The organism is Desulfovibrio sp. JC022 (assembly GCF_010470665.1).
Classification (GTDB): domain Bacteria; phylum Desulfobacterota; class Desulfovibrionia; order Desulfovibrionales; family Desulfovibrionaceae; genus Maridesulfovibrio.
In genome coordinates this window covers 171,233-194,686 of the sequence record NZ_VOPZ01000005.1, presented here as the reverse complement: position 1 = coordinate 194,686, position 23,454 = coordinate 171,233, and the positions used below count along the sequence as shown (strand labels likewise).

Annotated in this window: 20 protein-coding genes; 8 read left to right on the top strand and 12 right to left on the bottom strand. The window is 49.3% G+C overall.

Going from position 1 to position 23,454, the window contains the following annotated elements:
- Nucleotides 1-106: 106 nt before the first annotated feature.
- On the bottom strand, nt 107-1,117 hold the full coding sequence (locus tag FMS18_RS09715; RefSeq protein WP_163293925.1) for an asparaginase: 1,011 nt from the start codon (nt 1,115-1,117) through the stop codon (nt 107-109).
- Between the two features lie 181 nt (nt 1,118-1,298).
- Here FMS18_RS09715 and FMS18_RS09710 point away from each other — a divergent pair, with 181 nt between their 5' ends.
- Complete coding sequence (locus FMS18_RS09710; RefSeq protein ID WP_368854158.1) at nt 1,299-3,266, top strand: PAS domain-containing protein; 1,968 nt, start codon at nt 1,299-1,301, stop codon at nt 3,264-3,266.
- 105 nt (nt 3,267-3,371) lie between these two features.
- Here the strand turns inward: FMS18_RS09710 and typA are convergent, their stop codons facing one another.
- Nucleotides 3,372-5,219, bottom strand: coding sequence for a translational GTPase TypA (typA, locus tag FMS18_RS09705; protein WP_163293923.1), 1,848 nt, complete (start codon nt 5,217-5,219; stop codon nt 3,372-3,374).
- A gap of 281 nt (nt 5,220-5,500) precedes the next feature.
- On the opposite strand from typA, the gene thyX reads away from it, so the two are divergent.
- The 4 genes from thyX to FMS18_RS09690 all read left to right on the top strand — a co-directional run bounded on the left by thyX (nt 5,501) and on the right by FMS18_RS09690 (nt 9,568).
- Nucleotides 5,501-6,244, top strand: a complete 744-nt coding sequence (gene thyX, locus FMS18_RS09700; RefSeq protein ID WP_163293921.1) for an FAD-dependent thymidylate synthase — start codon at nt 5,501-5,503, stop codon at nt 6,242-6,244.
- A 138-nt stretch (nt 6,245-6,382) separates the two neighbouring features.
- The gene (locus FMS18_RS20880; protein ID WP_275405820.1) at nt 6,383-6,508 is read left to right on the top strand and encodes a hypothetical protein; all 126 of its coding nucleotides are present in this window, start codon (nt 6,383-6,385) and stop codon (nt 6,506-6,508) included.
- 716 nt (nt 6,509-7,224) lie between these two features.
- Nucleotides 7,225-8,583 (top strand): chromosomal replication initiator protein DnaA, encoded by a 1,359-nt coding sequence (locus FMS18_RS09695; RefSeq protein ID WP_163293919.1) that lies wholly within the window; start codon nt 7,225-7,227, stop codon nt 8,581-8,583.
- A gap of 292 nt (nt 8,584-8,875) precedes the next feature.
- Entirely contained in the window at nt 8,876-9,568 is a 693-nt protein-coding gene (locus FMS18_RS09690; RefSeq protein WP_163293917.1) for a DnaA N-terminal domain-containing protein, read from the top strand.
- A gap of 142 nt (nt 9,569-9,710) precedes the next feature.
- Here the strand turns inward: FMS18_RS09690 and FMS18_RS09685 are convergent, their stop codons facing one another.
- The 3 genes from FMS18_RS09685 to FMS18_RS09675 form a co-directional block, all read right to left on the bottom strand.
- Nucleotides 9,711-10,901 carry a PhoH family protein gene (locus FMS18_RS09685; RefSeq protein WP_163293915.1) on the bottom strand — a complete coding sequence of 397 codons (1,191 nt, stop codon included), beginning with the start codon at nt 10,899-10,901 and terminating at the stop codon, nt 9,711-9,713.
- A gap of 225 nt (nt 10,902-11,126) precedes the next feature.
- On the bottom strand, nt 11,127-11,714 hold the full coding sequence (locus FMS18_RS09680; protein ID WP_163293913.1) for a hypothetical protein: 588 nt from the start codon (nt 11,712-11,714) through the stop codon (nt 11,127-11,129).
- A 74-nt stretch (nt 11,715-11,788) separates the two neighbouring features.
- Nucleotides 11,789-13,645 carry an NTP transferase domain-containing protein gene (locus FMS18_RS09675; protein ID WP_163293911.1) on the bottom strand — a complete coding sequence of 619 codons (1,857 nt, stop codon included), beginning with the start codon at nt 13,643-13,645 and terminating at the stop codon, nt 11,789-11,791.
- Nucleotides 13,646-13,832: 187 nt separating this feature from the next.
- On the opposite strand from FMS18_RS09675, the gene FMS18_RS09670 reads away from it, so the two are divergent.
- The 3 genes from FMS18_RS09670 to FMS18_RS09660 all read left to right on the top strand — a co-directional run bounded on the left by FMS18_RS09670 (nt 13,833) and on the right by FMS18_RS09660 (nt 15,840).
- Entirely contained in the window at nt 13,833-14,621 is a 789-nt protein-coding gene (locus FMS18_RS09670) for a 4Fe-4S binding protein (RefSeq protein WP_163293909.1), read from the top strand.
- 173 nt (nt 14,622-14,794) lie between these two features.
- On the top strand, nt 14,795-15,190 hold the full coding sequence (locus FMS18_RS09665; RefSeq protein WP_163293907.1) for a DUF3574 domain-containing protein: 396 nt from the start codon (nt 14,795-14,797) through the stop codon (nt 15,188-15,190).
- 14 nt (nt 15,191-15,204) lie between these two features.
- Nucleotides 15,205-15,840 carry a hypothetical protein gene (locus FMS18_RS09660; RefSeq protein ID WP_163293905.1) on the top strand — a complete coding sequence of 212 codons (636 nt, stop codon included), beginning with the start codon at nt 15,205-15,207 and terminating at the stop codon, nt 15,838-15,840.
- 77 nt (nt 15,841-15,917) lie between these two features.
- Here FMS18_RS09660 and FMS18_RS09655 read toward each other — a convergent pair whose 3' ends face one another.
- The 7 genes from FMS18_RS09655 to pnuC form a co-directional block, all read right to left on the bottom strand.
- Nucleotides 15,918-16,943: an ABC transporter ATP-binding protein gene (locus FMS18_RS09655; protein WP_163293890.1), complete on the bottom strand. Its 1,026-nt coding sequence runs from the start codon at nt 16,941-16,943 to the stop codon at nt 15,918-15,920.
- 253 nt (nt 16,944-17,196) lie between these two features.
- The gene (locus FMS18_RS09650; RefSeq protein ID WP_163293888.1) at nt 17,197-18,159 is read right to left on the bottom strand and encodes an ABC transporter ATP-binding protein; all 963 of its coding nucleotides are present in this window, start codon (nt 18,157-18,159) and stop codon (nt 17,197-17,199) included.
- Nucleotides 18,156-19,094 carry an ABC transporter permease gene (locus FMS18_RS09645; RefSeq protein ID WP_163293886.1) on the bottom strand — a complete coding sequence of 313 codons (939 nt, stop codon included), beginning with the start codon at nt 19,092-19,094 and terminating at the stop codon, nt 18,156-18,158. Before FMS18_RS09645 ends, FMS18_RS09650 begins: the two co-directional genes overlap by 4 nt.
- Before the next feature lie 11 nt (nt 19,095-19,105).
- On the bottom strand, nt 19,106-20,080 hold the full coding sequence (locus tag FMS18_RS09640; protein ID WP_163293884.1) for an ABC transporter permease: 975 nt from the start codon (nt 20,078-20,080) through the stop codon (nt 19,106-19,108).
- A 215-nt stretch (nt 20,081-20,295) separates the two neighbouring features.
- Nucleotides 20,296-21,867, bottom strand: coding sequence for an ABC transporter substrate-binding protein (locus tag FMS18_RS09635; RefSeq protein ID WP_163293882.1), 1,572 nt, complete (start codon nt 21,865-21,867; stop codon nt 20,296-20,298).
- 304 nt (nt 21,868-22,171) lie between these two features.
- Nucleotides 22,172-22,699 carry an AAA family ATPase gene (locus FMS18_RS09630; RefSeq protein WP_163293880.1) on the bottom strand — a complete coding sequence of 176 codons (528 nt, stop codon included), beginning with the start codon at nt 22,697-22,699 and terminating at the stop codon, nt 22,172-22,174.
- On the bottom strand, nt 22,684-23,307 hold the full coding sequence (gene pnuC / locus FMS18_RS09625) for a nicotinamide riboside transporter PnuC (protein ID WP_163293878.1): 624 nt from the start codon (nt 23,305-23,307) through the stop codon (nt 22,684-22,686). Before pnuC ends, FMS18_RS09630 begins: the two co-directional genes overlap by 16 nt.
- Nucleotides 23,308-23,454: the final 147 nt, after the last annotated feature.

Below are 23,454 nucleotides of genomic sequence, written 5' to 3'. Positions count from 1 at the left end.
ATAAAGCCCCGATTTTGGTCGGGGCTTTCTTTATTATAGGAGTTAGTTGTAGAATTAGCATGTTAATCATCAAAAGCTTTTTATGTATGCTTTTGGTTTTTGTTAGCTACACGCTCTCTTCAGCAAATATCTCTTCAATTTTATTACACGGACATCCAGACCCAAGCAGCAGTTGCAGGAGCAGGGTTGCTTTTAGGGCGGAGAGTCCCCCGGCGATGATTACCCCTTTTTGTTTGAGGTCTGCGGCCCCGCCGGGATAGGCGTATATGGGCCAGACCCCGCCTTCCACGCAGCGGGTGCAGAGCACCACCGGGATTCCGGCAGCGATGCATTTTTCCACTCCGGGAACTGCTCCGGGAGGGGCGTTTCCTGCTCCGAAACCTTCGAGTACTATTCCTTTTGCTCCGCTTTCTATGAGCTTTTCCAGAACTATTGAGTCCATGCCCGGATGGCAACCCACCAGATGAACCTTGTCGGCCATTGCGCTTACCTGGAAGGGCAGTCGCGGTCTGCGGCCCGGCTTGGCGCGGGTAAGGATCACTGATTCCCCGGCAATAAAACCTATTCTCCCGGTATTCTGGCCGATAAAGGGGTCAACATTAAGGGAACTGGACTTGATGGCATTCTTGGCAGCAAAGAGTTTGTCTGCCATCTGGATGATGACATCTGTTCCTTCCGGCGGAGGCAGCAGACACGTCCTTACTGCGTCCACAAGGTTGCGGATGCCGTCGTAGCCTGATTCATTGAAATAGCGCATGGCTCCGGTAAGGATGACCGGCTTGGGGGAACGTACGGTCAGGTCCAGTACGTAGGCTGTTTCAGCCATAAGGTCGGTGCCGTGCAGGATGACCGCACCCAGAACCTGCTCTTCGGTAAGGAAGGCTTCAACATCATGGGCCAGTTTGAGCATCTTATCCGGGCACATGTGCGGGCTGGGAATATCCGACCAGAGTACGGGACGGATTTTGATATCATGCCCGTCCGGAGTGACCTCGTTAAGAAGCTTGGTGAAATTATCGTCCGGTACAACTCCCCCGGCATCGGGCTTTTCGCTCATGCCGATGGTGCCTCCGGTGAAAATAAGGACGACCTCACCTGAAATATTTTTTGAACCCATCTTGCTCTCCGTGAAAAATATGGTCTAGAGAAAATCTGGTACCGCAGGAAGCCTTGAATAGCAACAAATCCGGTTAATGGTGCAACAACAGAGTCAATAAAATTTGTGTGTTTTTATATGCCGGGTGTGGTATGGTGAAAACCATGTTTCTGGATTTGTTGCTTTGGAGGGTACTTTAAGCGTGGTGGTTTTAGAAGGATATATCATGCAGGGTATCGAGTTTCTGGCTCAGGATTATCCCGGGGTAGTGGTCGGACTTGATGAGAATAAACGCATCGTATTTATCGGTGGCAAGGAAGCGTCGGTTGTTTCCGGGCAGTTGACTGCCGGAGAATATCTTGACCCTTACAATCCTGCGCCCTTGATGGAGGAGTTAGGGAGATTTGTCGATAGAATCGTGGCGGACGAATCTGAATCTGCCGGAAGTTTTGAATCGGCTACAGACGCGGGGTTGATTATTTGGAAAGGCCTGTTTCATGATGATTCAGGCAATATTGTTCTAAAAGGGCGGGTTCGTTCCCGGAGCAATGATTATGATGGGGCCGGGGGCGCGGGGCCTCAGGATAAGGAAAAAATTCTTGAAACTCTTTTGAGCAACCTTCCGGGAATGGCTTATCGTTGCAAAAATGATGTTGAATGGACCATGGATTTTGTCAGTGAAGGGTGTTTTGAACTGACCGGATATAAGCCTGAGTCCCTACTGGCAAACCGTGATATTTCCTATTCTGATCTTATTCTCCCGCAATATCAGGCCCATGTCTGGGAATGTGTACAGGAGGCCGTTCAAGACCGGGAGCCGTTTGAAATAATCTATAAGATCAGGATTGCTTCAGGTGAGGAAAAATGGGTCTGGGAAAAGGGAGTGGACTCCAGGGATGAAGAAGGGAGGGGGACTCTTGAAGGTTTTATTACTGATGTCACCCCGCTCATGGAGGCCGAACAGGCTTTGCATCAGAGTGAAGAACGTTACAGGCTTATGGCTGAAAAGACCGGACAGATGGTTTATGATCTGAACCTCGAAACCGGAAAAATAATTTGGTCCGGTGCGGTGTTGGAAATTACCGGGCTTCAGGAACATGAATTCCAATCTGTTGATCTCGTTGGCTGGGAAGATAAAATCCATCCTGATGATCGTAAAGAGGTTATCGAAGAACTTGAAAACTGTATTCGCGAAGGAGCTCCTTTTGTTTCGGTTTACAGATTCAGGCGTAAAAACGGTAGTTATCTTTACGTTGAAGATGAAGGCAGTTTTTTGATGGATGGTAACGGTATTCCGGTGCGGATGGTCGGTGTGCTGCGCGATTATTCCCACAAGATGAAGGTTCAGGAATTGATGATCCAGACTGAAAAAATGACCACCGTAGCCAGCCTTTCCGCAGGCATGGCCCACGAGATTAATAATCCGTTGGGTATCGTGACTCAGTCAGCCCAGAATATAGAACGCAGGTTGTCGCCGGAGCTGCCCGGAAATATTGAAACCGCGAAAAAACTTGGCATTTCTTTGGAATCAATTCGCAATTACCTTGAAGAACGCAAAATATTGACCATGGTTGAAGAAATAAAGGAAGCTGGGTCCCGTGCTGCCAAGGTTATTGTAAATATGCTCAATTTCAGCCGCAAGTCAGGAGATGAAAAAGATTTTTGCTCTATTCCCGAAATTGTTGAGCGGGCCATAGACACTGCTGATGCGAAGCTGTGCACCGAAGAAGGTTGCGATTTCCGTAAGATAAATTTTGTGAAGGAATTTCAGGAAGGGTTGCCTCATGTACTTTGTTACGCAGGTGAACTGGAGCAGGTGCTGCTTAACCTGATGCGTAATTCTGCGCAGTCCATCATCGGCAGCGGTCGTGCGGACAGCAAGGCTGAAATCGTGATTCGGGGATATTGCAATAATGCCTATCTGACTATTGAAGTGGAGGATAATGGGCCGGGCATGGACAGGTTCACCCGTAAGAAGGCTTTCGAACCTTTTTTCAGTACCCGCGCGGAAGGGGGCAGCGGGCTGGGATTGTCCGTGGCTTATTTCATTATTACCCGCAATCATGGCGGAACCATCAGGATTGATTCCGAGCCGGACAAGGGCACTAAATTTACCCTCCAGCTGCCGCGCGGGCCGGTATCGGATATATTTTCTCAGGGACTTGTTTAGCAGGCCGGGAAAGATGACGCCAAAGGGAAGTTTGGCAGAAAAGGGAAAGCCGGGGTAGTCTTTGAAAGACTACCCCGGCTAATATTTTTAATGTGGTAATTCAGCTTACTTCTGGCCTTTGGCCTTGAGCTGCTTACCGCGGGACATGTGGCGTTTGGAAGCGGAAAGTTCCATCTTGCGCAGGCGGATTGATTCGGGAGTAACCTCAATCAGCTCATCATCCCTGATGAAGTGCATTGCACGTTCAAGGGTCATGGGACGGATGGGAGTCAGAATAACAGCTTCATCCTTACCGGAAGCACGCATGTTGCTGAGCTTTTTCTCTTTGGAAGGGTTAATGTTAATGTCATTATCCCTGTTGTGCTCACCTACAATCATACCTTCGTAGATTGGATCGCCGGGCTCAATGAAAAGTTCGCCGCGCGGTTCAAGGTTGAAGATGGCGTAAGCTACGCCTTTACCTGCGCGGTCAGCAACAAGAGAGCCGGTGTAGCGGGAGGGGAAATCTCCACGGTACGGCTCGTAACCTGCGAAAAGGGAGTTCATGATCCCGGTACCCTTGGTGTCGGTCAGGAATTCATCGCGATAACCGATGAGTGCGCGGGAGGGAGCGGAAAATTCCATGCGTACACGGCCTTTTCCGTTATTGACCAGGTTGGTCATTTTACCCTTACGGGTGGAAAGTTTTTCAGTGACTACACCGAGGAAAGCTTCTTCACAATCAATGAAGACCTGTTCCATAGGCTCAAGTTTCTGTCCGTCTTCTTTTTTGAAGATAACTTCAGGACGGCCTACAGAAAGTTCGAATCCTTCGCGGCGCATGGTTTCAATAAGGATAGCAAGCTGGAATTCGCCGCGTCCTTTGACGATGAAACTGTCCTTTTCTTCACTTTCCTCAATTTTTACAGCGACGTTAAGAAGGGTTTCCTTGTGCAGTCTTTCGCGGATTCTGGAAGACTGGACCAGTTTGCCTTCAAGGCCTGCCATGGGCGAGGTATTGATGGTGAAGCGCATGGAAACAGTTGGTTCATCAACTGTGATGCGGGGAAGGGCTTTCGGTGCTTCCTTGGTGCAGATGGTGTCACCGATGGTGATTTCTTCGATGCCGGAAACAACAACAATGTCGCCGGGGTTGGCGATATCGGTTTCTACAAAGGAAAGTCCGTCATAGGTCTGAATTTTGGTCAGGCGCAGGGATACGTTCTCACCTTGCTCATTGATGCAGGTCAGGGGTTCGTTCTGCTTGGCACTGCCGTGGATGACTTTACCGATAGCCAGACGTCCGAGGTAGTCGGAGTAGCCGAGATCGGAAACCAGCATCTGAAAAGGTTCTGTTTCGCAATAGGAAGGACCGGGGACTTGAGTTACAACCAAGTCCATGAGCGGGTGCAGGTTTTCGCCTTTTTCTTCAAGGGTTTCCTGAGCAATACCGTCACGTCCGATAGCGTAGAGCAGGGGGAATTCGAGCTGTTCTTCATTGGCATCAAGATCGATGAAGAGGTCGTAGACTTCGTCAAGGACTTCGTCCGGGCGGGCATCTGCACGGTCGATTTTGTTGACTACAACGATAATTTTAAGGCCGGCTTCAAGGGCTTTCTTGAGTACGAAGCGGGTCTGGGGCAGAGGGCCTTCAGATGCGTCGACCAGCAGGATGGCGCCATCTGCCATGGACAGGGAACGTTCAACTTCGCCACCGAAGTCGGCGTGACCGGGGGTGTCAATAATATTAATTTTGACGCCTTTCCAGTCCACGGCGCAGTTTTTTGCAGCAATGGTGATGCCGCGTTCGCGCTCAAGGTCCATGCTGTCCATGAGCCGGTCATCAACTTCCTGACCTTCACGGAACAGGCCGCTTTGTTTGAACATGCCGTCAACCAAAGTGGTTTTACCATGGTCAACGTGTGCTATGATAGCTATATTTCTAATTTTTTCGTTTTGGATAAGATTAGTCACGGATTCCTCCGGCGCCGGATATTTGCCAAAAATAATCCCCTGCATGGGGGATGCAGTAAAAAAAGAGGCAAAATTCTCAACGGCTGGTTAAAGTAGAGATAAGGAGACGTTAGTTAGGGTATATTAGAACGGCTGGCAAGAGAAAAAATGGGCTTTTAAGTGACATTCAGGCGAATTTTCTTTGTTTTGCGTCGGGGCTTGTTTTTCCACGGCGGTCCCTGTATCAGTTGCAGCCCGATATGAATTACTTTATGTAGTGTGCATAAATTGAAGGAGCGCATATGCCTGAGAAAGATTTACGAGTGGAACTGTTGTCCATGACTCCCAACGGATTGGAGCTGCTTTATGCTGCTTTTCGCCAGTGTTATCACGCCGGATTTGTGGCCGACATGTGGCCCCGGCTCCTGAATGGTGAAATTGAAAAGGAAAAACAGGCTCAGTTTGTATCCAAGATCCTTGAATCCGGCCATGACAGCCCCATTGAGCATGTCAGCTTTACTTTTGCAGTGGAAGGTATTTCACGGGCCTGTTCCCATCAGATAGTGCGTCACCGCATTGCATCCTATTCCCAGCAAAGCCAGCGGTATGTAACTGAAAATGATATGGATTACATCATCCCTCCGGCAATCGCCAAAATTCCTGAAGCGCGGGAGCGTTTTGAAAAATTTATGGAAGACGTGGGCAGTGCTTACAGAGATTTGCGGGAAATACTTGTTGATGCCGGACGTGAAGCCAAGGCTAACGAAGATGCGCGCTTTGTCTTGCCGCAGGCAGCGGAAACCAAGGTTGTGATCACCATGAATTGTCGTTCCCTGATGCATTTCTTTAATTTGCGCTGTTGCCAGCGTGCCCAGTGGGAAGTGCGCAAGATGGCGGATAGGATGCTCAAGATCTGCAAGGATGAATTTCCGGCTATTTTCAGGCACGGCGGAGCAAGTTGCGAACAGCTCGGCTATTGTCCGGAAGCCGACAGGTTTGCATGCGGGCGTTATCCGACTCTTAAACAACTGACCGAAAGCGAGTGATCCGCTACATTATATAATATGTCCGCACAGAGCCTTTGCTCGAGAGTTTACCTAAATTTATATTTAGCAGTTTTTGCTTTAAGCCCGTCTAAAATTTTGAGACGGGCTTTTTTTTATCCTGAATTCGTCTGAAATCGGGTGAAATTGGCCAAAATCGGGGAATCCGCACAGAATTCAGCTGAAGACGGTGTTTCCGCTATGCTTACATCGTTGCAGGTAGTATTTTATGCCCTGAGAATAACCCTGCCGGGAACAGTTGCCTAGAAAAATGAAAGTTCTTTTTTTCACGACATGCGTGTGTTTGTGCCGCCTATATGCTTATATTCCCAGTAACTTTGTTGCAGCGGCGGGGCGGGGTTTCTCAGATTGATTATTTGATCAACCATTGCATTTTTTTAGGTTCCCCTGTCAGTAACTGTTGAATGTGGAAATCCTTTGTTCATGGGGGTTGAGTCGTGTCAAGTTGTAATAAATGCCAATATTTTAGTGTGTTAGGTTTTGTTCTAAAGTGAAGTGCCGTTGAACCCTTTAGTTTACTGGGTTAAGCAAGGCATAGTATTATGAGTAATATTTATAAACACTGGATGTTTTTTTTGTTATTTTTTTAAAGTACTGTAAAAACAGATGCTTATGTCTGAATTTTAATAAATAGTCGTGAAAGTTCATATTAAAAATAATGAGTAAGAAGAAATGTAACAATGAGGGAAAAGACGAAATTATGCGTAATATCGAGTTTTTTTAAGAAAAACCTGTGGAAAAAGTTTTCCACAGCTGTGGAAAAAAAGAATCGCTGATGGTGTTCATGCTTGTGGTTACGCCCTTTAGCAGGATTTCGGCCCTCGGCACCAAATTGCTAGGCTTAAGAGAAAAGACTTTAAAATCAGGAGTTTAAGTTGTAGATAACAATCGAGTGGTCATTGGATGTGTACCGCCTTATCAAGAGTTGATGGCAACACTCTAATTGACTTAGTTAACCCCACATGATGAGAGACAGCTGGAATAAAATTTTAAAATTTCTTGAGAAGGGACTCAACCCGGGTCTGTACAAAGTATGGATCAAGCCCCTCAAAGCCGAGGTAAGCAGCAATACTATTAAATTGTATGCTCCTAATGACTTTGTGGCAGCCTGGGTAAGGGACCGTCTCATGGACAACATCAAAGAAGCTGGCGAGCAGGTTCTCGGCACCAGCCCCAAGGTGGAGATTGGGGTTAGGAAGTCCGTAGAGAAGCCCGCGGTCAAGGCTAAGCCAAGACCTGCGGCAGCTCGTCCGGTACAGACAAGCATGGGACTACCCATGATGTCTTCCGCGGTGGTCAATACTCGTGTTCCCCGTTGGCGTTTTTCCTTTGACGATTTCGTAATCGGCGAGTCCAACAGACTTGCCTGCGCCGCGTCCAGAAGTCTCTGTGATAACTCCCTGCCCGGTGATCAGCTCTTCATGAGCTCCGCTCCCGGTCTTGGAAAGACACATCTGCTGCATTCAATAGGCAAGAATCTTTGCGCTTCCAGTAATAAGAAGCACATTTCCATTGCCTGCCTTACAGCGGAAGAGTTCGCAAACAGAATGGTTCTGGCTCTTAAAGCCGGTGAAATTTCCCGTTTCAAATCCGAATTCAGGGACAATGTGGATTGCCTGCTTCTGGAAGATATTCATTTCTTTCAGGGCAAGCAGAAAATGCAGGATGAAATTCTGGAAACCCTGAAGAGCCTGCAATTGCGTGGTTCCAAAGTGGTTATGACCAGTTCTTTCCTGCCCCGTGAACTGGAAAAGGTCGACCAGCAGCTGGTTTCCCGTTTCAGTTCCGGACTGCTGGCACTTATTTCCACTCCTGATTTCGAGACCAGAAAGAGAATCGTTGAAAGCAAGGCCATACGACTGGGAACACAGGTTCCGGATTCAATTTCTGAACTCCTTGCGGACCGTATTACCACTGATGTAAGACAGCTGGAAAGCTGCTTGCAAAACCTTGTGCTTAAGGCAAGACTGCTCAACCGTGATGTTTCGCAGGAACTGGCCTGGCAGGTATTGGAAAATTATTCCATTGCCAAGGCCGCGCCCAGTTATGATTCCATTGTGGATCATATCTGTCGTTCCTATGAACTTTCACCTGATCAGTTGCGTTCGAAAAGCCGCAAACGCCAGATTGTACTGGCCAGAAACACCGCTTTCTTCCTCGCCCGCAAACATACCGAACTTTCCCTTAAGGATATCGGAACCAGACTGGGCCGCAGACATTCTACCGTAATCAAAGGTATTACCAATATAGAACGTGAAATTTCCCTGCAAACCCCTCTTGGAAGGCAGTTGCAGGATACCATAGATCGCCTCACTCCTTAGTCAGGCGGCCTATAAAGCACCATCTGCTTTGTCGCTGCAAAAAAGTCAGAAACTCACGTATTGATATACGCTTCGTTCCTGCCTTTTTTTGCTCCGCGCATCTGGCTCTTTCTAGACCACCTGACAGGTGGGAGCAGTGTTGTTTTGGTTGTTTAGCGTTTTAAATTTCCGGAAAAGAGTGACAGCTTGAAGCTGTTTGCTCTTTTTCGGGTTTGAGGATATTCATTGCAACCGGTTTGTAAATGTCTTTGGACGGCCCTATTTTTATGGGCCTAAATTGCAGAGGTAGGAAATGAATTCCAATGTATGGAGCTCCATAAAAAAGAAGCTTCTTGTGCGCATTAATCCTGTGCTGGTCAGGGTCTGGGTGGAGCCGCTTTCCGCACGTTATGCCGACGGCGTTGTCCAGTTAACCGCACCTAACGAGTTCGTCATGAACTGGGTGCAGGAACATTTGCTTGATCGTATTCAGGATGCTGCTCAGGAAGTGCTTGCGACCGAGGTCGGGGTAACCATTGATTTGGAAAGCGGCAGGGCTGACAGGCCACGGGAGTTTATTTCCGATGTGACTGCCTATTACGCCGCTGATGAAATTCTGGCCAGCATCAACAGGCTGACCGGAATTGTTCGAAGTTCCCGTCCGGTTGATTTCAGTGAGGCTGATCTTGAAGCCGAAGCCACTGAGGTTGTCACGGAGCTGGAAGTGCAGACATTTGATTCCATTCTTGATGCTGTACTGGAAGCTTTTGCGGTATCCTTTCGTGAACTGATGATGCAGGAAAACGAGCATGCAGTATTGGCCCGCCGGGCACTTTACTATCTCTGTTTCCGTTACGGCATCCCCGCTGATGAAGTGGCCCTGAACATGGACTGCACGGTTTCCGAAGTGCGCCAAGGTGCGCAGGTTCTGGAAGGCGAAATTTCCGATGCAATTGACAACGGCGAAGACCTCGACGAACTCCTCCTGAGGATCTTCCAGAAATAGCAAATTTTTTTTATAAGTGAATAATCAAAACGGCAGCCCGCAAGGACTGCCGTTTTTTTATGCAAAGCTTATTAAAAGGTTTTGGGATTCTTAAACCCTTTTGCAAAAGGGTTTAAGGCTCCCGGCAGGGCCGCCGGAGGCATCACAATCCTGTCTTCAATACCATATCAGTAATAGGACCGCGCGAGCGTTCCCCTTTAAGAACCATATGCGCGTATTCCTTGTTGTTGCGCAGCTTCTTGACCACCCAGTTGAGGCCGTTGTTGCTTTCGTTGAGATAAGGATTATCCACCTGCCGGGTATCGCCGATGCAGATGCATTTCACTCCTTCGCCCATGCGGGTCAAAAGTGAGCGCACCTCGGAGCGGGCCATGTTCTGCATCTCATCGATGATGACCACACAGTTTTCAAGGTTCATCCCACGAATATAGGCGATGGGCAGGATCTCGAATTTCTTCTGGTTGAAGCGGAACTTTTCGGAATCAGTGTCCATGAAAATACGGTTGGCAGGACGCTGTTCGTGCAGCTTCACGGTCAGGTCGCGTACATAGCGTACATAAGGCTGCATTTTTTCCTCTACTGATCCGGGCAGGAAGCCCATTTTGGCACCAATCTCCCAGATTGGCTTGACCAGATAGACCTTCTCAAATGGATTATCTTTTTTTTCCAGTGCCAGATAGAGGGCGGAGGCCAGAGCCAGAAAGGTTTTCCCGTATCCGGCTTCGGACTGGACAGAGACAAGATTGATCTCGTTATTAAGCATAAGCTCAAGGGCGAGGTTCTGGTAGATGTTACGCGGCTTCACGCCCCAGACTTCGTGGGTGTAGGAAATGGTCTTGTTTTCCTTGTTGCCGTAGAAAACCGGACTGCCGTTTTCCCAGCGGAAGCTGTTCACGTAGGGAGTTTGCCCTTCGTCCACAAATCCGGTGTACATTTGAGAGTCGGACCGGAACGGATCGGAATCTTTGTACTCTTCGCAAGTCAGATTATAGATCCCGGCTTTGATTTGCAGGATGCGGTCATTGGTGACCAGAATTGGTGACTCAATGGCGGCGTTAAGGGTTTCCTTGAGGATGCGGTCATCCGGGCTGAGATCGCCAAGGTTTTCCGCAAATTCTGGGGAAAGGATGCTGATTTTGTCATCCCCGAGGATCGTACGTACTGCCTGAGAGACAATATGCCCGATGCGCGGGTCTCGCTTGAGCTTGTCCAGTTCGGTAATGACAGTGTAGGGAAGGTGGACTTGGTTTTCCACTCCGTTACGCAGGACGGTGATACATTTGGGATTTTCAATGAGAACGTTGGTGTCCAAAACGAAGTTCTTCTGTCCCATAAAACCTCCTCTTCTTGCGGTTGAACAAAAGAGAAAAGGCGACCCGCATTCAGGTCGCCTTGGCTATGAAAACAAATTCTCGATGTGCTGGTGTATGCAGGGTTGCCCTGTTTGATTTTTTCTCATGATTTCAGCGTACAACATCATGAGCTGTTTGGGGAAGCTAAATCTGTTCCGGTTGAGTTACGGTTTTGCAAAACTATTTATTGGCCGTGAGAATTCGTTCTAAGCCTGTTCTGTTTTATCCCCGCCGATGATCATACTGAATTCTTCTACATCCATACCGCTGAAGATGTGACCGTATTTAGCTACGGCCTCGTATGGGTTCTTTTCGTATGCCTTGGCGAATTCGAGGTATTCCTCCCCGGCTTCAACAAGGCTGTTCAGGCTGCTTATCCCACGAAAGTCGTTGGCAAGGTCCGGGGTGTCCTGAAATAACTGTTCTATCTTTTCTTTTTGCGGATGGTCGCCTTGTACCCGTACATTGCCGGAACTGTCAGTAGTCAGTTCTACCGGAGGATCAGTGCTGATGTTGTTTTCCAGAAATAGAATGTCTACTTTGTCCTGAAATTTTTTAGTGCTGGTTTCCAGACCTGTTTTTAGATCATCAAGGGAGATGGATTGGCCCGGTGTGTATGGAATATTCATATCGGAGAAAAAGCTGCCTATGGAAGCAAGCTTTTTGGCGGAATCAGAGATTGTGATTTTGTCCCTGCATTGCTGTTCCTGCTGGGCGGGCTGAACCCCGGCGCGGGATTGCTGAATTTCGTTAACTGATTGGGTAGCGTAAGCTGATTGAACGGAATTGATCATGGTCGGCTCCATAATTTTTTAGGAAAGTTTTTCCTGAGCCGAATTTATGCATCAATTATGCCTGAAATAATAATCTAGAATCGGATAAGCTGAACAATGCTTTGCGGGGCTAGTTCTCCGCAGTCCGCAGGAAGGATGATGATGCCGTTACTTAAGCTCATAACTTTGCGTGGCGAAAGGGATTTCTCCAGCAGCGGGTCGGCAAATATTTTTCCATCATCTTCAGAAATACGGCAGGGGCGCAGTTTTTCCCGGTCCCGCCCGCCTTTCAGCTTTTCGGTAAGAATTGCCGGGATGGTGGTGGAAATTTCCGACTTGCCTTGAAGCATGGATAGAATCGGATTGATGATGGTGTGGAAGGCCAGATTAACTGCATTGGGCGGTCCGGGGAGTCCGATGACTATGGAACTGCCCATGATAAAAGCAAAAACGGATTTTGCGGGATGCATGGCCAGACCTTTGAAAATAGGCCTTCCTCCGGCTTGCCGGATGGAATTGAAAACAAAGTCGCGGTTGCCGGGCCCCGTACCCCCGGTGGTAACAATCAGCCCGCAATCACTATTGGCCTGCACTGCTTCAGAAATAGATTCCGGTAAATTGGCGCAGGGGGCAATGTGGATGTCTCGGATTCCGTAACGGCTGCACAGGGATTTCATGAGAATAAGGTTGTCCGCCGGGATCAAACCGCATTCTGTCTTTTGCGCCGGGTCGCACAATTCATTGCCAACGGCCAGTACTGCCACTTTAGGCAGCTGGTAGACAGGAATGGAACGGATACCTGCATACGCAAGCAGGGCGGCACCGCAGGGCGAAATAACACTGCCTGACTTGACGATGGTCTCGCCTTTTAAAATATCTGAACCGGTCCGGCGGACAAAATCTCCCTTACTGACCGGGGAGCTGATGCTGATGGAGCATTCACCCACCTGAACGTTTTCAAAGGGAATGACCGCGTTAGTGCCTTCAGGGACAATGCCTCCGGTGAGCACGCGCACAGACTGCCCGGAGCTGTTTTCTTTTGGTGCCGGACAGGAAGGGCGTACTTCCCCGGAAAAATGCATCATAACCGGATTCTCAGGGCTGGCAGCCTTTGTTCCTGCACTGGGCACGGCAAATCCGTCCATGGCTGAGCGGTCGTGTTCGGGTAGGGATATGCCCGAATCAATAGTCTGTGCTGCAATCAAACCGGAGCAGTCCGTTACCGCAATATGTGTACTTTTCGGTAGAGGAAGGGTTTTGCGGATGAGTTTCAGTGCTGCACTGCGTGGTATGGAACTGGGAAAAGAGGCCTCTGCGGAGCTTTCGCCGTTATCATGATCGTTCAAATCTTTACATATCCTGCTAAGTTCATCAGGCGTATTAATATTGATAAAAGTCGTCAGGCCCTGATCCTTTTTCGCCAGCTGGTCCGTGTCCACGGTTTTTACCCTTACCTGCGGGAAAAAGCGGATGATCTGGAAGATGTTCTTTTTCAGGTTCTCTTCAATAAAGGGCAGGCAGCGTTTGGAATAAACAGCGCAGAGCGGTTCGTAAAATCCGTCCGGGTGCATGGGGATTACCACATCGTCTTCCGGTTCGACCCGGCTGATAAGTTCGTGGATAAGTTCGCGGTTCAGGAACGGGGAATCGCAGGCACTGATGAACACGTGATCGGTGAGGGCATGGTAGAGGGCGGAGTGGATTCCGGTCAAAGAACTGCGCGATTCAAAAAGGTCGCCCACCAGCCGCACATCAAGGTCCGGGTGGTTTTCCGGGCTGCGGGTGATGACAAAGGTTTCCGCAAAAAGACCCTCAATGGAGCGGATTATTCTGCTGACCAGTTTTTCGCCGGAAATTTCAAGGCAGGATTTGTCTTTTCTGCCCATGCGGCGTCCTTCGCCACCTGCCAGGATGGCTGCGCTGATATTCGATATGTCCTTATTTCCGCTCATGGCTTTTATATCGCACAAAAGATTCTTCAGTTCCATAACCTTTTTATTATGCTGAAAAAAGCCTGATGGAATGATGCTCGCAATATCAAAACTATTTACACATTTACATTGCCCCTGTACTTAAGCGGTCAGAAAGTAAAGTCACTTGGCGGATGTCTTCACTTAAGTAATTTGAAATGGAGTTTTTATGTCCTGTAAGAAATTAAAGATGATTTGTTTTTCCCCCACCCGGACCACCCACCGTATTCTGGATGCCATTGCCGAAGGCGTCGGCGCGCAGCAGTTGGAAGTGCTTGATATGACCCGCACTGACAACGTGCCTGAGTCCTGCGACTGTGCTGATGATCTGGTGATAATCGGCGGGCCGGTCTACAGCGGGCGTATTCCGCTCACTGCCGTGGAACGTTTCAAGGTTTTGAAGTCCTGTGGCAGTCCTGTGGTTCCCGTGGTTGTTTACGGTAACCGCGCTTACGAAGATGCCCTTGTTGAACTCAGTGATATTGTCACAGAAGCCGGCTTTAAGACCGTTGCAGGTGCTGCGTTCATTGGTGAGCATTCTTTTTCCACCGAGAAGACCCCCATTGCGGTCAGCCGTCCTGATGAAGATGATCTGGGCAAGGCCCGTGAGTTCGGTAAGTCCTTAGCAGCAAAGCTTGCTGATGGGACTCTTGCTGCTGCAAGCGTAGAAGTTCCCGGTAACCGCCCGTACAAAGACCGTTCGCCCAAGGCTTCTGCTTCGCCAATATCAAATGATGGCTGTCAGCTTTGCGGTTCCTGTGAAAGAGTATGTCCCACAGCGGCAATCTCTGTCGGTTCACTGGTTGAAACCGACCCCGACAAGTGTATTTTCTGCTGTGCCTGCGTGAAGGTCTGTGCTTTCGAGGCCCGCAAGCTGGAAGTGCCCAAGCTTTTGGAAGTGTCCCAGTGGCTGGCTGATAATTTCAGCGCGCGCCGTGAGCCTGAGATATTTATTTAGGTGATGCGCTGCGCGCTTTTGGATGATTTGATTTCGCCTCCGGCGGCCAAAGAACCCTTTGGAAAGGGTTCTCTGGACTCTCCTAAACTTTTTAATATGGCTTCGCCGCTTGCTTGGATAGTTTTGGAGTTTCGCGTTGAAGTATTGTCGTAGAATTGGAGGAGTTATTTCTTATGCGTAATTCAGTGAGGGTTTTGGCTGTTGTGGTCCTGTTGATGGCTTTAGGTTTGTCCGGCTGTGCAACAGGTAAATGGAATCGCTACGAGCTTTATATGGGGCAGACCTATCAGGATGGCGAAAAGCAAGTCAGTTCAAAGCGTTTTCAGGATTTCCTAAGCAAGCAGGTCACTCCCAAATTCAGCGACGGCTACACCATCTACGATGCCCAAGGCTTCTGGGGCGGTAAAAGCGGCTTCACCTATTCCGAAAGAAGCAAAGTGCTCATGATAGTTTCCCCGGACAAAGACGCAGATCAGCGCGTGGACGAGATCGCCAAGGCTTACAAGAAAGAATTCAAACAGGAATCGGTGCTGAAGGTTGTCAGCCCGGTTGAGGTTGAGTTTAATTAGGGGGATTTGGTGTTATGGATGATGGAACTTTTTTAGCAGTCGCTTTATCTGTTGCTGTTGGTTATTTGGGAGCGTCAGTTACTCAAAGGCAGAAGGATCAGTCAAGAAACGTGACTGGTGAGCGTAAAGTGTGGCGTAACGAGATGCGTGGTTACGCTGCTGAGATAACAAAGTTTACTTATATTGTGAGGACTGATGAGGCTAGAAAGGAGTCTGTCTCTAGGTTGAGATTAATTCATACTGAGCTAAGAGTTAGACTGAATCCATCTGATAGAATTGATCGTGAAATTCTAACCTCTGTGTCGAATTTGATCGAACATCTTAAATCTTCTGAATATGAAGATGCAATTGATGTTCATGACGGCATTATATTAAATTTGTCGCAATTATTGAAACATGATTGGGAAAGAGTAAAAGAAGAAAATTCTCAAAAATCGATATGGAAGATGTCGAAATGGATTCGCACTTTTTTTTCAAAGGAAAGGAAGTATGATAGAACCAGCATAGATAATTCAAGTAGTTTGTTTTTTGTGTCAGCGAAAGAACTATTTCTCGTTTTGTCTTCTGTTTTTTCTGCTTATATCTTCATTAGATGTTTGTTGTTTTTTGATAGTATTTTTTGGGGGCATTTTTTTGCTTTTATAAAATGAATTATTTAATAAATGACCTCCCCCGCAATCTAAGATTACGGGGGAGGTCTTTCATTTCATACCTATCAAATCAATCCCTACAAACTAATCCACTCATCCCTCTTATCTGCCAGATGGCAGCAGGTGCGGTGGTTTTCGCCGATATCCTTATCCTGCGGGGCCTTTTCACGGCAGATATCCATGGCATGGGCGCAGCGGGGGTGGAAGTGGCAGCCTTTTGGCGGATCGAGGGGAGAGGGGATTTCGCCTTTGAGCGGGGCAAATTCCACGTCTCTTTTTTCCAGTCTGGGGACCTCATTCAGCAGGGCCTGTGTGTAGGGGTGGAACGGCTTGCTGAAAAGTTGTTCCACTGTTCCGACTTCAACTACCCGGCCAAGATACATAACCGCGATACGGTCCGAGATGTGTTCGACCACGCCTAAATCATGGCTGATGAACAAACAGGTCAGGTTCAGTTCTTTGCGCAGCTTCATGAACAGGTTCAGAATCTGGGCCTGAATGGATACGTCCAGTGCGGCTACGGATTCGTCACAGATCAGACATTCCGGCTGCATAGCCATGGCTCTTGCAATCCCGATTCTCTGACGCTGACCGCCGGAGAACTGATGCGGGTAACGGTCTTTGTAGCTGGGGTCCAGCCCGCAGCGGAGCATTACATCGGCAAGGTATTGATCGAATCCGGCCTTGTCGGTCAGTCCGTGGTAGAGCGGTGCTTCGCCGATGATCTGTTTGACCCTTTTACGCGGGTTCAGCGAGGCAAAGGGGTCCTGAAAGATCATCTGCACGTTACGCGCGTAGTCCATGTGTTCCTTGGAACTCATGTCTTTGACGTTCCGGCCCTTGTAGAAAATATCTCCGCCTGATTGGTTCAGGATTTCGCAGAGCATGCGGCCCAGTGTGGATTTACCGCAACCGGATTCACCCACCAGTCCCAGCACTTCGCCGGGCATGATGTCGAGGTTGACGCCGTCCACAGCCTGAACCCTTTCTTCGCGCATTTTGGAACCCAGCTTCTGGGCAATTTTACCCGCGAAGTCGAGTTTCTTTACGAAGACCCGGCTCAGGTCTCTACAGCTCAAAAATGATGTATTTTTATCACTCATATATTTGATTCCCTCCGGGGGCTTAAACCCTTTTTGAAAAAAGGGTTTAAGAATCCCAAAAACTTTTATCGGGGCTTCGCCGTTTTGTTTGTTACAACTTGCGTTCGCACACCCCTGCGTGGGAAAAACGTTATTTAAATCTATTTAATATTTCGTCCCCGGCGGCATAGCCCTACTTGGGAGTGCAGAGGGCCGCGGGCCCTTTGTACTCCGGAGGCGAAATCATTTCATCAAAAGCGCGATAGCGCATCCCCTATAAAGGATGATGGCAGCGTACGATTCTTCCATTCCCCATGTCAGCCCGCTCCGGCGCGACCATGCACTGATCGTCAGCGTAGGGGCAGCGCATCCTGAAGGAACAGCCTTCGGGGATGTTGACCAGCGACGGGGTCATGCCCGGAATCTGGAACAGCGGTTCGCCGCGCTTGTTGCGGCTGGGTACTGATCCGATCAAGCCGTGGGTGTACGGATGCATGGGATGATCGAGGATTTCTTCGACATTGCCCTGCTCAATTACACGTCCGGCGTACATTACCGCAACCTTGTGAGCCAGACCAGCTACTACGGTGAGGTCGTGGGTGATCCAGATCAGGGCCATTCCGGTCTTGCGGCAGAGGGCCTGCATTTCGGAAAGGATCTGACTCTGAATGGTCACGTCCAGCGCGGTGGTCGGTTCGTCGGCAATGATCAGGTCCGGCTTGTTGAGCAGCCCGATGGCAATGGCAACGCGCTGGCGCATACCGCCGGAAAACTGGTGCGGGTAAGCCTTGATGCGCTCCTCGGGAGAGGGAATACCGACCATGGCAAGGGCCTCGATGGAGCGGCGCAGGGCCTCATCCTTGGAGACTTTTTCATGGGCGGTGATGGCTTCCATCATCTGGGTGTCGATGCGTAGGACCGGGTTTAGGGTCATCATGGGGTCCTGAAAGATCATGGAGACCTTTGCGCCCCTGAACTTACGCCATTCCTCTTCGGACTGGCCGATGATTTCCTGTCCCTTGTATTTGATGGAACCGCCTGCGATTTCGCCCGGAGGGTCCACAAGACCCATGATTGAGAAACCTGTTACGGACTTACCGGAACCGGATTCACCCACAATACCGACGATCTCGCCTTTGCCGATGTCGAGACTGATGTCATCAACGGCCTTGGCGATCCCGGCACGGGTGTAAAAGTAGGTCTTAAGATTTTGTATGCTGAGAATGCTTTCACTCATTTTTTCAACCTCGGGTTCAGAACGTCACGCAAGCGGTCACCAACAAGGTTGATGGATACGATGAGGATGAGCAGGGCCACACCGGGATAGAAGCTGATCCAGTAGTAACCGGATTGCAGGTACTTGAAACCGTTGGCAATGAGCAGGCCCAGCGAGGGCTGGGTGATGGGCATACCCAGTCCGAGGAAGGAAAGGGTGGCCTCAAGGGCGATGGCCCCTGCTACTTTAACGGTGGAGATAACGATTAGCTCCGGTGTACAGTTAGGCAGCACGTGCCCGAACATGATTCTGTTCTGGGGCAGGGCGAGGCATTTTGCCGCTTCCACGTATTCCTTGCGGCGTTCCACCAGCACGTTACTGCGGATGGCGCGGGCGTAGTAGGCCCACTGCACAATGACCAGTGAGAGGATGATCTTATCAACCCCTTTTCCTAGTATTGCCAGTAGTATCAGGGCGACTAGGATTGCCGGAAAACTCAGCTGTAAATCCACCACTCGCATGATGAACGAGTCCGTGCGTCCTCCGATGAACGAGGCCCAGAGACCGATGATGGAGCCGATGACCAGCGCGATTACGGTACTGACCACACCTACGCCGAGACTGATGCGCAGTCCGTAAAGGATGGCACTGAGCATATCGCGTCCCTGACTGTCTGTTCCCAGCCAGTAGGTGATGGATTCATCCATGGATTTCTCGCCGGGTTCCAGCTTGGAGTCCATGATATCGATGGTCATCAGATCGTACGGGTTCTGCGGTGAGATGTACGGGGAAGCCAGAGCGACGATGATCATGATGCTGAAAATTATCAGCCCGATGGTCGCGGTCTTGCTTTCAAAATATTCTTTCAGCGATTGCAGGAGCAGGGATTCGTCCTTTTCCGGGATATTCTCGGCTGCGGAGACTTCCGGCTCATGCATCTGTTTTGTTTCTGCCATAGTAATATCTCCTAATTCTGGTCGCCCAAGCGGACTCGGGGGTCCAGAATGGAGTAGATGATATCAACGATGAGGTTGATGATGATAAACATGGTCACGGTAATGAGCAGGTAAGCCACGATAACCGGACGGTCTAGAACTCCGATGGAGTCGATGACCAGCTTACCCATGCCGGGCCATGAGAAAATAGTCTCGGTGACAACCGCAAAAGCGATCAGTCCGCCGAATTCCATACCGAGAACGGTTACGACCGGGATCATGATGTTCTTCATGACATGCAACCCGATAATGCGGGTATTGGTCAGTCCCTTGGCGCGGGCGAACTTAACGTAATCCATCTGGATGTTTTCCTGCACCCCGGCCCGGCTGAGCCGGATGGCCAGCGAGGTCTTGAACAGGGCGAGGTTCATGGCCGGGAGAATCAGATGGCGTATTCCGTCCCATGAAAGGAAACTTACCGGAACTCCCAGCAGCTCCACTGTTTCCCCACGTCCTCCCGAGGGCAGCCAGCCCAGATAAACCGAGAAAATGATGATGAACATCAGCCCGACCCAGAATGTAGGTAGACTGAAGCCCAGTATGGAGAAACGCATGATACTTCGCCCGAGCAGGGTGTCGGATTTTATCCCGGCGATCATCCCTAGCGGGATTCCGAAAAATACGGCCATGAGCATGGCGGTTACAGCCAGTTCCATGGTTGCGGGCATGCGCTGCATGATCAGTTTGAGGGCTGGCTCGTTGTATACAAAGGAGTTACCCAGATCACCCTGCACGGCGTCTTTGAGGAAGCGCATGTATTGTTCAGGCAGGGGCTTGTCCAGACCAAGTTCTTTGATGGCGCGGTCCCTTTCCGCCGGGGTGGCGTCGGGAGCGATGAGGATATCCACCGGGTTCCCGATACAGAATACACCGCCGAAAACCAGTACGGACATGACCAGCAGAACGACGATGGATTGTGAAATTCTTCTTATCAAAAATGCGAGCATAAATTTTGCTCCAGTGAAAGATTAAAAAAAACATGATGGCAGACTTTCGAGAAAGTGTCAGATGTAAGGCGCAAGAAAAACACTGGAACGAAGCGTATCAAACATACGTGAGTTTCAGTGTTTTTTGCAGCAACGCCGCAGATGGCGCTTTATCGACAGTCTGAAAGGGGCGTACAAAGTACGCCCCTTTTGATTAATCTAATTGTGTGAGCGTCTTATTTAGTGACTTTGATATCTCTGGGCAGAGTGTAACCGTCGGTGCGGCCGTTGTACGCAAGACCCTTCTTGGAACCCCATACGTTCACCTGATAGTGGATGGGAACGATGCCGAGATCGCCGATACCCATTTCAGTGGCCTTGATGATCAGCTCGTTGTGCTTTGCAGGATCAACGGTGACCAGAGCCTTTTCAAGGGTAGCGTCAAGATCGGGGTTGGAGTAGCGACCACGGTTGGAAGAACCGAAGCCCTTTTCTTTATCATAGGTATGCAGCAGCGCGCCGATGCAGTTGGACTGTTCACCGGTGTCAGTTGCCCAGCCTACGAGCATGAAGCTGAACTCAAGTTTGGAAGCGCGACCGAAGTATACACTCTTAGGCATGGTGTTAACTTCAGTTTTGATACCGATCTTGGTCAGCATCTGGGCGATGGCCTGAGCGATGTCTGCATCGTTCACGTAACGGTCGTTGGGGCCGTGGATGACCAGTTTGAAACCTTCGGGGTATCCGGCGGCAGCAAGCAGAGCTTTAGCTCCTTTGGGATCATACGCTTCAGGCTTGAGGCGGGTGCTGGTGCCTTCGTATCCGTCGGGAACCATCTGGCTTGCGGGTACTGCAAGGCCGTCCATGATGCGGCCGGCGATGGCGCGGCGATTGATAGCTTTGGAGATGGCTTTACGCACACGGAAGTCTTTCAGGGGGTTCTTTATTTTTTCGCCGTTGTTACCGGAAACAGTGGGAGAATCATCACGGTCGGTATCAAGGTGCAGGTAGATCAGACGGGTGGAGGGAGATTCGGAAAGGGTCAGCTTTTTGTTATCAGCCAGACCGTCAACATCTGCCGGGGGCACGAAGTTGATCATGTCCACATCGCCGGATTTAAGTGCAGCAACACGGGTACCGTCGTTGGTGATGGGGCGAACGATGATTTTTTCCCAAGGCATTTTTTCGCCCCAGTAGTTATCGTTGCGCTTGTAGGTGATTTTGTCACCACGGTCCCACTTGACGAGCATGTAGGGGCCGGTACCGATACAGGCTTTGCCGGAGTTGAAATCTTCAGTTGCGGCACCTTCTGCGTTCTTCTTGGAGATGATGGGGAAAGCCGCCATCTGACGGGGAAGAAGCGGAGCAGGTGCTTCAGTGGTGAAGCGGATGGTAGTGGGGTCAACAATGTCGATCTTCTGAATGTTGGAAACAAATCCGGTGAAAGAAGAAGGACTGTTGGGTACATTGGGGATGCGTTCAATGGTGAATTTTACGTCTTCAGCAGTGAACGGGGAACCATCGTGAAATTTTACGCCTTCACGGAGTTTGAATTCCCATACTTTGTCGGAAACAGGCTTCCAGGAAAGAGCCAGGCCGGGCTCGAGTTTCTGTCTGTTATCCTGACGGACCAGTTTATCAAAAACATACAGGGACTGCATGTTGTTGGCTGATACGTTATGGAAATGAGGGTCGAGAGAGGTGGGTTCACCTTTCAGGCCGAGGGTCAGTTTTTCTGCATGGGCCATGGTTGCTCCGAAGGCAAAGCAAGCCACAATAGCAAGAACAATCAATAGTTTTTGGCGCATTCAATACTCCTTTTTTCTCATTCTTATAAAACCTGACTTACCTTACATAAATCTCGTCCAAGATCAAGGATTTGGTTATTGCAGAATTAACGAATGCGCAAATATGGGTGCTGAAAATTGGTGGTTTTGCTATGTGTTGGGATTGGATTTGATCATTCAATCAATGCTGAGTGTTTTGTGTAGCATAATAGGGGCGTTGTGATTGTTTTTGCGATTGAATGTTTGTTTCTTTGGTGATGCTTCAGGATTTGTCAGATGCAGTCGATATTAATATCCCTGTAACTGTAGAGTATGCAAAACAACTTTATTTTGCTGATGCAGCAAGGGCTTCATCAATCAGCCGTATCGATTCTACTGTTCTTTGAGGCAGCGAACCGTTTATGATGTGATAGGGAATGTTGCGGTTGTTCAACTCTTTTACGAATAGGCCCTGCATGTATTCGCGTTGTTGGGGCATGTCCCGCTGTCCGTCTGCCTGCCACTGGATATCAATGTCGCAGAGCAGGTAGAAGCTCGGCCCAAGTTCTTTCAGCTTATTATCAAGCCATCCGGGACATTCGTTAAAATAATGTTTGGCATAGACAATGGATGAAATGATGTCCGTATCGCAGATTAGCGGGTTGTATCCTTTTGCCGCCGCTCCAGATTCTAAACGCAGTTGTCCTCGGGCAATGGGGATTACATCATCCACGGTCAGATGACCGTTTTTCATTTCAAAATATTCACGCAGGTATTCGGGTACGAATTCCACTTTGTAATGTTCTGCCAGTCTGGCGGCGAGAGAGCTTTTACCGGTGCACTCAGACCCGCTGAGTACTACACGGAGAAACATTCACGCTCCCGGTCGGCGCGGTAGGATTTCAGCCAGCTTATGAATCCGAGTACAGCCATGGCGGTGTAAACACCCATGAGTCCGCTGTAGCCGACCCAGCCTTTAGCATAGTAAATTCCAATATACATGATATCGGCGGTAATCCAGAGCAGCCAGTTTTCCATATATTTTTTGGCCAGCAGATACTGGGCGATAAGGGAGAGAATAGTGGTCAGGGCGTCCCACCACGGAAAGGAAGCCTCAAGATAATTTTCCATGAGGTAGCCGGTGGGGATAAAGGCGATAAGGCCGATAGCACCAAGTCGAATGGCCAGTTTGCGGTCTACGCGCTGGACTTTAAGCGGGGTGCTGTCTTTGCCGCCGCGCAGCCATTGGTACCAGCCGTAAAAGCCGAGCACGACATAGACGAATTGCAGGAAAGCGTCAGAATAAAGTTTGCCCTGAAAGACAATGAACATCCAGATCCCTACACTTACAATGCCGAAAGGCCAGCAAAGCGGATTCTGACGCACACTCAAAAAAATGTATATAAGCCCGGTAGCAATAGAGAGCTGTTCGCCGAGGCTCATGGCGGTGATGAAATTGATGACGAAGTTTATGATTTCCATGTGTATGACCTTTTTATAAAAATGGCTGGTTGCTTAAGATTAATGAGCTTAAAACCAATAGGGAGTCCAGAGGGACTTAGCCCTTCTGGCCGCCGGAGGCGAAATTATTTTAATCCAAAAGCGCGTAGCGCAACTAAATTCTTCCCG

Coding starts and splice junctions, on each gene's coding strand:
- FMS18_RS09715 (WP_163293925.1), bottom strand. CDS start 1,117: ATGGGTTCAAAAAATATTTCAGGTGAGGTCGTCCTTATTTTCACCGGA.
- thyX (WP_163293921.1), top strand. CDS start 5,501: ATGCCTGAGAAAGATTTACGAGTGGAACTGTTGTCCATGACTCCCAAC.
- FMS18_RS09695 (WP_163293919.1), top strand. CDS start 7,225: ATGATGAGAGACAGCTGGAATAAAATTTTAAAATTTCTTGAGAAGGGA.
- FMS18_RS09690 (WP_163293917.1), top strand. CDS start 8,876: ATGAATTCCAATGTATGGAGCTCCATAAAAAAGAAGCTTCTTGTGCGC.
- FMS18_RS09685 (WP_163293915.1), bottom strand. CDS start 10,901: ATGGGACAGAAGAACTTCGTTTTGGACACCAACGTTCTCATTGAAAAT.
- FMS18_RS09680 (WP_163293913.1), bottom strand. CDS start 11,714: ATGATCAATTCCGTTCAATCAGCTTACGCTACCCAATCAGTTAACGAA.
- FMS18_RS09675 (WP_163293911.1), bottom strand. CDS start 13,645: ATGAGCGGAAATAAGGACATATCGAATATCAGCGCAGCCATCCTGGCA.
- FMS18_RS09670 (WP_163293909.1), top strand. CDS start 13,833: ATGTCCTGTAAGAAATTAAAGATGATTTGTTTTTCCCCCACCCGGACC.
- FMS18_RS09665 (WP_163293907.1), top strand. CDS start 14,795: ATGCGTAATTCAGTGAGGGTTTTGGCTGTTGTGGTCCTGTTGATGGCT.
- FMS18_RS09660 (WP_163293905.1), top strand. CDS start 15,205: ATGGATGATGGAACTTTTTTAGCAGTCGCTTTATCTGTTGCTGTTGGT.
- FMS18_RS09655 (WP_163293890.1), bottom strand. CDS start 16,943: ATGAGTGATAAAAATACATCATTTTTGAGCTGTAGAGACCTGAGCCGG.
- FMS18_RS09650 (WP_163293888.1), bottom strand. CDS start 18,159: ATGAGTGAAAGCATTCTCAGCATACAAAATCTTAAGACCTACTTTTAC.
- FMS18_RS09645 (WP_163293886.1), bottom strand. CDS start 19,094: ATGGCAGAAACAAAACAGATGCATGAGCCGGAAGTCTCCGCAGCCGAG.
- FMS18_RS09640 (WP_163293884.1), bottom strand. CDS start 20,080: ATGCTCGCATTTTTGATAAGAAGAATTTCACAATCCATCGTCGTTCTG.
- FMS18_RS09635 (WP_163293882.1), bottom strand. CDS start 21,867: ATGCGCCAAAAACTATTGATTGTTCTTGCTATTGTGGCTTGCTTTGCC.
- FMS18_RS09630 (WP_163293880.1), bottom strand. CDS start 22,699: ATGTTTCTCCGTGTAGTACTCAGCGGGTCTGAGTGCACCGGTAAAAGC.
- pnuC (WP_163293878.1), bottom strand. CDS start 23,307: ATGGAAATCATAAACTTCGTCATCAATTTCATCACCGCCATGAGCCTC.